This window comes from Streptomyces africanus (genome assembly GCF_002150735.1).
Lineage (GTDB): Bacteria > Actinomycetota > Actinomycetes > Streptomycetales > Streptomycetaceae > Streptomyces > Streptomyces africanus.
In genome coordinates this window covers 1-6,581 of the sequence record NZ_MUKA01000568.1, presented here as the reverse complement: position 1 = coordinate 6,581, position 6,581 = coordinate 1, and the positions used below count along the sequence as shown (strand labels likewise).

Genomic DNA, 6,581 nt, shown 5'->3' with positions numbered 1-6,581 from the left:
AGGGTTCGGGGTCGGGCGCCTGGTCGGCGTCGCGGGCAGGGCGAGAGGGGCGACGGGCTGCGGCACTCCGGACTCGTGCCGTCAGACCGGCCAGTCCCGTCGGCGCCACGAACATCACCGCGATGATCAGCAGGCCGAACACCACACCGGGTGCCGCCTCGCTGATGTCCTGGGCCACGCTCGGCACGTACATCACGAAGGCCGCCCCCAGCAGCGGTCCGTACAGCGAGGCGAGCCCTCCGACGACCAGGCCGGCCAGCAGCGTGATGGACAGGACGAAGCTGAACGAGTCGGGTGAGACGAAGCCGATCACCCAGGTGTAGACGCACCCGGAGACACCCGCGAACAGCGCGCTCCACGCGAAGGCGAGGGTCTTGTGCAGCGACAGCCGTACGCCCATGACCTCCGCGGCGCTCTCGTTGTCCCGCACGGCGAGCAGTGCCCGGCCGATGCGGGACCGCAGGAGGTTGCGGGCGAGCAGCAGGGCCACCGCGGTGACGGCGAGGACGACGAAGTACGTCCACTGGTCCTCGGCCAGCCCGCTCCACGCGGGTGGTTGCAGCTTGTCCACGGTCAGGCCCATCGAGCCGCCCGTCACCGGTTCGAGCCGCTTGAGCAACGGCGGCAGGAACACCGCGAAGGCGAGCGTGACCAGGGCCAGGTACAGCCCGCGCAGCCGCAGGGCGGGCACACCGAAGCCGAGGCCCAGCAGGAAGCATCCGGCGGCCGCGACGGGCAGCGTGGCCAGGTGGCCGGTGTCGTACCGGTCGAGCATGACCGCCGCCGTGTAGGCCCCCGCCGCGAAGAACGCGCCGTGTCCGAGCGAGATCTGCCCGCCGAATCCGACCAGCAGGTTCAGTCCGGCCAGCGCCACGGCGTACAGCAGCACCATGGTCAGCTGGAAGACCTGGAAGGGAGCGAAGTAGAACGGTGCGGCGACGGCGACGGCCGCCACGAGCAGCGCGGTGAGCGCGGCCCGCAGGCGCCGGGCGCGGCCGGTGCCGAGTGGTGCGACGATCGTGCTCATGCGCGCTCCACCGCCGCCCGTCCGAACAGGCCCTGGGGCCGCACCAGCAGCACCGCCAGGATGATCACCAGGGGTACGCCCACCTTGAGATCGGCACCGATCACATCCACGTACGCCCCGGCCAGCGTCTCGGCGACGCCCACGCACAGGCCGCCGACGACCGCGCCGACCGGGCTGTCGAAGCCTCCGAGGGTGGCCGCGGCAAAGGCGTAGATCAGCACCCCGCCCATCATGTTGGGCTCGAGGAACAGCAGCGGGGCGACGAGCACGCCCGACACCGCGCCGACCGTCGCGGCCAGTCCCCAGCCGAGCATCAGCACCCGGCCCACTCTGATGCCCGACAGCCGGGCGGAGGCGGGGTTGCAGGCGACCGCCCGCATCACGAGGCCGGCGGAAGTGTGCTGGAACAGCAGATACAGCAGCCCCATCACGGCGGCGACGACCGCGATGATCCCGAGCGTCGACCAGTCCACGCGCACCCCGGCCAGGTCGACCCCGCCGTCGGGGAACGGCTGCGGGAAGTCCTTCACGGTGAACGACCAGATCAGACCGGCCATCGCGTTGACGAAGATGAACAGGCCCACGGTGACGATGACCATCGTCAGCTCGGGCGCGCCGCGCACGGGACGGATGACGATCCGCTCGACCAGCATGCCGCCGGCGAAGGACACCGCCAGGGTGACCGGCAGCGCGAGCCAGAAGGACATCCCGGACGCCACGAGCTGCCACGCCACGTACGTGGAGATCATGGCGAGCTCACCCTGCGCGAAGTTCACGATCCCGGTGAACCGGTGGATCAGCACCAGGGCCAGCGCCAGGCTGGCGTAGACCGCGCCGGAACCGACCCCTTCCACCACTTGCTGGAGCAGCTCGGTCACGGCGCTCCCCCGTCCTCGCCGGAGCGGACGGAGACACCGAGGTACACCTCGGCGACCTGTCCGTCCTCGCGGATCTCCCGGGACGGCCCGGACAGCACCAGGCGGCCGGCCTCCAGTACGTGCGCCCGGTGCGCCACATCCAGCGCGAGCTGGGCGTTCTGCTCGACGACGACCACGGTGGTGCGTTCCTCCTCGTTGACGGCACGGACGATCTCGAACAGCTCCCGCGTGACCAGCGGCGCGAGTCCCAGCGACGGCTCGTCCAGGAGCAGCAGGGCAGGCCGCAGCATCAGCGCCCTGCCGATGGCGAGCATCTGCTGTTCGCCGCCGCTGAGGCTGCCTGCGGCCTGGCGGGACCGCTGGCGCAGCTTGGGGAAGTAGTCGTAGATCCGTTCCAGGTCGGCGGCCACGGCAGCGCGTTCGGCACTGCCCCGCCGCCACCGCCCGGTGCGCACGTGGGCGCCGATGCGCAGGTTCTCCTCGACGGTCAGGTCGTTGAAGGTGCCCCGGCCCTCGGGTACGTGCGCCACGCCGAGACGGGCGGTCTGCTCGGGCGGGCGGCCCAGCAGCTCCGTGCCGTTCAACGTCACCGAGCCGCGTCCGCGGACCATGCCGCACAGGGCCCGCAGGGTTGTCGTCTTGCCCGCGCCGTTGGGCCCGAGGATCGCGCACACCTCGCCGCGTGCGACGGAGAAGTCGAGCCCCTGGAGCACACGGGCCTGGCCGTATCCGGCATGCAGGCCGGCCACCTTCAGGAAGTCCGGCTCCGCCTCCGCCTGCCCGGCTTCGGTGCTGTCGGTGGCGGGTTCCGTCATGCCGCCACCCCCAGGTACGCCTCGATGACGGCCGGGTCGCGCTGGATCTCCTCCGGCGAGCCCTCGGCGATCTTGCGCCCGAAGTCGAGGCAGACCACCTTGTCGCACAGGCCCATCACGAAGCCCATGTGGTGTTCGACCACCACGAGTGTGAGGTCGAATTCCTGACGCACCGCCCGGACCAGATCCCCGAATTGGCCGACCTCGCCGTGGCTGAGCCCGTTGACGGGCTCGTCGAGCAGGAGCAGCCGGGGCCGTACCGCGAGCGCCCGGGCGAGTTCGACGCGTTTGAGCGTGCCGAACGGCAGCCCGGAGGCGGGGTGATCGGCGACCTCCGCCAGGCCGAGACGCCGGAGCAGGTCGTCCGCCTGGTCACGTAGTTCCCTCTCCTCCCGCCGGACGCGGGGCAGCCGGAGCGCCGCGGCGAGGTGTCCCGTGCGCCCCCGGCTGTGGGCACCGACCATGACGTTCTCCCGGACCGTGAGCAGCGGGAACAGGCCCAGGTTCTGGAAGGTGCGGGCGATGCCGCGCCCGGCCACGGAGTGCGGCGGAAGGGCGAGCAGGTCCTCGTCCTGGAACCGGACCGTCCCCGCATCGGGGGTGCAGCGCCTGGTGAGGCAGTTGAACAAGGTGGTCTTGCCGGCTCCGTTCGGTCCGATGAGCCCCACGGCGGTGCCCGGCTCGACGGTGAACGCGACACCGTCCAGTGCCGTGATCCCGCCGAAGCGCACGCTGATACCGTCGACCGCGAGCATGAGTGACGCCCCTTCCGAGGTGCTGGGGGGTGGGCGAGCGTCACAGTAGGTGGGGGCCTTCCGAGCGCACATTGGGTGCGAGCACCCAACTTCGAGGCCAGAGACTTGTGCGCCGCGCCCAGCTCCCCCGGTATGTCGCCCGCCGAGCCTGTTGACGGGACACCAGGAGGGCAGCGACGATCGGCGCCATGTCACGCGGCCCCGCGCTGGGCGCCCCCGCACTCTCCGACCCGCTCAGCCGGGAGCGGCACCGGATCCTGCACGCCGTCCAGGACCGGCTCGAGGACGTGGCGCAGACCGCTGTCGCGGTCATGCGCACGGAGATCCCGTCGTACGCGCTGCAGGACGAGCGGTTCTTCGACGACGTACGGGACCAGGTCCTCACGCACTACCGGATGCAGCTGGCGGCGCTGGCCGGCGACCGGGACATCGCCCCCGAGGACCTGGTCTTCAGCCGCTCGGCAGCCATGCGCAGGGCACGCGCGGGGTTCGCCCTGGAGGACTGGATCAGTGCCTTCCGGGTCGGCCGGCAGGTGTTGTGGGACGTGCTGCTGGACTGCGCGGGCACGTCCGCCGAGGCACAGCAGGCCGCGCTGTCCCTCGTCACACCGCTGATGCGGTACGTCGACTTCGCCAGCACCCATGCCGCGCAGGCCTATGTCGAGTACCAGCAGCACGTGGTCGCCGACGCGGACCGGGAGCGCCGGGACCTCCTGGACCAGCTCCTGGCCGGCGCGGCACCGGCGCGCGGCCCGCTGCTCGCCGCGGCGCAGGCGTACGGCATCGGGCCGCACTCGCCGATGATGGCGGTGGTGGCGGTGTGCGTCGGCGACACCCGCACCGGCGACCTCACCTCGGCCGAGCACGGCTACGCGACCAGCGCGTCCATCGGCATCGCCGGGCCCTGGGCCGGCCGGACCCTGGTCGTCGTGCGCCACGGCGAGGTGGTGGCCGTGCCGGTGGTCCGCACGGGCATGGACGCGGAGGACATCTGCGCCCACTTCGAGGTGGTGCAGCGGCGGCTCGCGCGCGAGGGAACCATGCTCTCCATGGGCATCAGCACGGTCGCCGAGGGCGCCGGCGAACTGCCGCGCGCCTACGAGGAGGCACGGGCCGCCCTCGACCTCGTGCCGAGCGGGGGCGGGGTGGCGGCGCTGCCGCGCCTGTCCCCCTTCGACTACCTGGCGCTGCGCGCCGACGACCTCGCCCGCCAGCTGGTCGATCCCCGGGTGCGTGCGCTGCTGGAGGAGGACCGCAGACGTGGCGACACGCTGGCGGCCACGATACGGGCCTTCGCGGAGGCCGACCTCAACCTGCGGCTGGCCGCCGAGCGGCTGCGGATACACCACAACACGGCGCACTACCGGTTGCGCCGGATCGAGGAACGCACGGGGCGCAATCCGCGCCGGATCGCCGACCTCCTGGAACTGCTGGTCGCCCTCGCCATCCGCGACGGGGCCGGGGAAGGCGGGGATCACCAGTGAGCGGCATCGTGGAGTCCGCGGGGACCGGGGAGGCACCCAGCGGGCAGAACCGAACGGTCCGGAGTGCGCTTCTGGACGCCGCGCTGGAGGTGTTCACCGAGCGCGGTTACGCCGACGCGGGTCTCGCCGAGATCGCGGCGCGCTCCGGCATCCCGGTGGGCAGCCTCTTCCAGCACTACGGCGGAAAGCGAGGGCTCTACCTCGCTCTCTGGGAGGAGTTCCGGGAGGCACAGGAGCGCCGGACCGCGGCCACGCTGACCGTCGAGCGAGGCCGTGGCGTGGACGACCCCATCGCCCTCTTCGTGGCGGGAGCCAGGGCGTACCTGGAGGGCGCCTGGGACAACAGGCGGTTCGGCAGACTCCTCGTGGAGGACGACGGCCCCCCGGGCTTCGACGCGCTGCGCCGCCAGTGGGACCGCGCGTGGGTACGGCGCAACGCCCGGCTCCTGGAGGTGGACGAGCAGCGACGTGCCGGCCGGGTCCGGGTGAGGGTGCTCACCACCGTGATCGGCGGGGCGGCACGTGAGCTGGGCGACTGCGGGGACGAGACGGAGGCCCAGGAGATCGTGGACGAGGTGTGCGGCATCCTGATCCACCTGTCGGCACCGCCCGGCTGAGACGCCCGGCGCCTGCGCAGTCCGCGCAGCGGTCGGCGCTGCGGCCTCGATCAGGTTGTCTTCTGCGTGTCCTCGGGGTGCAGGCGTCCCAGCAGCTCGTAGAGAGTGCGGCGCCCCTCCTCGTCCAGACGCGCGAAGGCTTCCGAGGTGCCCCGCATGTCGGCGCGGACGAGGCGGACCGCCTCCCGTCCCTCTTCGGTGGCGACCACGTTCTTGATCCGCCGGTCGGCCGTGTCGGCCTCTCTGGAGACCCGCGCCTCCAGCCGGTCGACGAGTCCGGTGATGTTGGAGGCGTCGCAGGCGAGCCGCCCTGCGAGGGCGGGCAGCGGTTGCCGAAGCAGGATGAGCATCTTGGCCTGCGTCATCGTGAGCCCGTGCCGTGCGGCCGCCGCTGTCAGGTCCCGGTAGTAGCCGGCAGCAGCGCGTGCCAGGCGCTCCATGAGTGCGTCGGCATCTAACCGCCGACCAGGCCACCGCGCGACTCTCGCGCACGGAGAAGGAGACAGTTGTGACCGCAGTTCTGTTCGTCGTCACCGGCGCCGACCACTGGACGCTCGCCGACGGCACCTCCCACCCGACCGGCTACTGGGCCGAGGAACTCGCCACACCGCCGGCTGCTCAGCGAGGCCGGGTTCGACGTCACCATCGCCACACCCGGCGGCAAGGAGCAGTCCGACGCCATCGCCGCGTACCTGGCTGCCATCCGCGGCCGCCGTCCTCTACCCCGGTGGCCACGGCCCCATGGAGGACCTCGCCGTCAACGCCGGCTCCGGTCGCCTGCTCACTGCCGCGCTGGACTCCGGCAAGCCGCTCGCGGTGCTGTGCCACGCCCCGGCGGCCCTGCTCGCCGCCCGGCGCGAGGACGGCAGCTGGCCGACTTCCAGGCCGGGGCCCCGTTCAGCGAGCACGTCGTGGCGGACCGCACTCTGCACACCGGTCAGAACCCCGCCTCCTCGGCGCAGCTCGCCCGGAACCTCATCGACACCCTGAACCGCCCCTGATCCC

At 72.2% G+C, this 6,581-nt stretch carries 7 protein-coding genes and 1 pseudogene; 3 read left to right on the top strand and 5 right to left on the bottom strand.

All coding sequences use genetic code 11. The features are described from left to right. The 4 genes from CCL05_RS42165 to CCL05_RS42150 form a co-directional block, all read right to left on the bottom strand. A partial coding sequence (locus CCL05_RS42165) for a branched-chain amino acid ABC transporter permease (RefSeq protein ID WP_086565808.1) occupies positions 1-1,027 on the bottom strand: 1,027 nt, incomplete at its 3' end. Beyond that, complete coding sequence (locus CCL05_RS42160) at positions 1,024-1,905, bottom strand: branched-chain amino acid ABC transporter permease (protein WP_086565807.1); 882 nt, start codon at positions 1,903-1,905, stop codon at positions 1,024-1,026. The genes CCL05_RS42160 and CCL05_RS42165, both read right to left, overlap by 4 nt. After that, positions 1,902-2,720 (bottom strand): ABC transporter ATP-binding protein, encoded by an 819-nt coding sequence (locus CCL05_RS42155; RefSeq protein WP_086565806.1) that lies wholly within the window; start codon positions 2,718-2,720, stop codon positions 1,902-1,904. The genes CCL05_RS42160 and CCL05_RS42155 overlap by 4 nt, the downstream gene beginning before the upstream one ends. Next, a complete protein-coding gene (locus CCL05_RS42150) occupies positions 2,717-3,475 on the bottom strand; it encodes an ABC transporter ATP-binding protein (protein WP_167409725.1) in 759 nt (252 codons plus the stop codon). Before CCL05_RS42150 ends, CCL05_RS42155 begins: the two co-directional genes overlap by 4 nt. A gap of 188 nt (positions 3,476-3,663) precedes the next feature. On the opposite strand from CCL05_RS42150, the gene CCL05_RS42145 reads away from it, so the two are divergent. Both CCL05_RS42145 and CCL05_RS42140 read left to right on the top strand, forming a co-directional pair. Continuing rightward, positions 3,664-4,959, top strand: coding sequence for a PucR family transcriptional regulator (locus CCL05_RS42145; RefSeq protein ID WP_086565804.1), 1,296 nt, complete (start codon positions 3,664-3,666; stop codon positions 4,957-4,959). Continuing rightward, a complete protein-coding gene (locus CCL05_RS42140) occupies positions 4,956-5,576 on the top strand; it encodes a TetR/AcrR family transcriptional regulator (RefSeq protein WP_208641742.1) in 621 nt (206 codons plus the stop codon). The genes CCL05_RS42145 and CCL05_RS42140 overlap by 4 nt, the downstream gene beginning before the upstream one ends. A gap of 50 nt (positions 5,577-5,626) precedes the next feature. Here CCL05_RS42140 and CCL05_RS47220 read toward each other — a convergent pair whose 3' ends face one another. Continuing rightward, complete coding sequence (locus tag CCL05_RS47220; RefSeq protein WP_086565803.1) at positions 5,627-6,016, bottom strand: MarR family winged helix-turn-helix transcriptional regulator; 390 nt, start codon at positions 6,014-6,016, stop codon at positions 5,627-5,629. A gap of 68 nt (positions 6,017-6,084) precedes the next feature. On the opposite strand from CCL05_RS47220, the pseudogene CCL05_RS42130 reads away from it, so the two are divergent. Then, positions 6,085-6,577: pseudogene (locus CCL05_RS42130) on the top strand (DJ-1/PfpI family protein). The last annotated feature ends 4 nt before the right edge of the window (positions 6,578-6,581 follow it).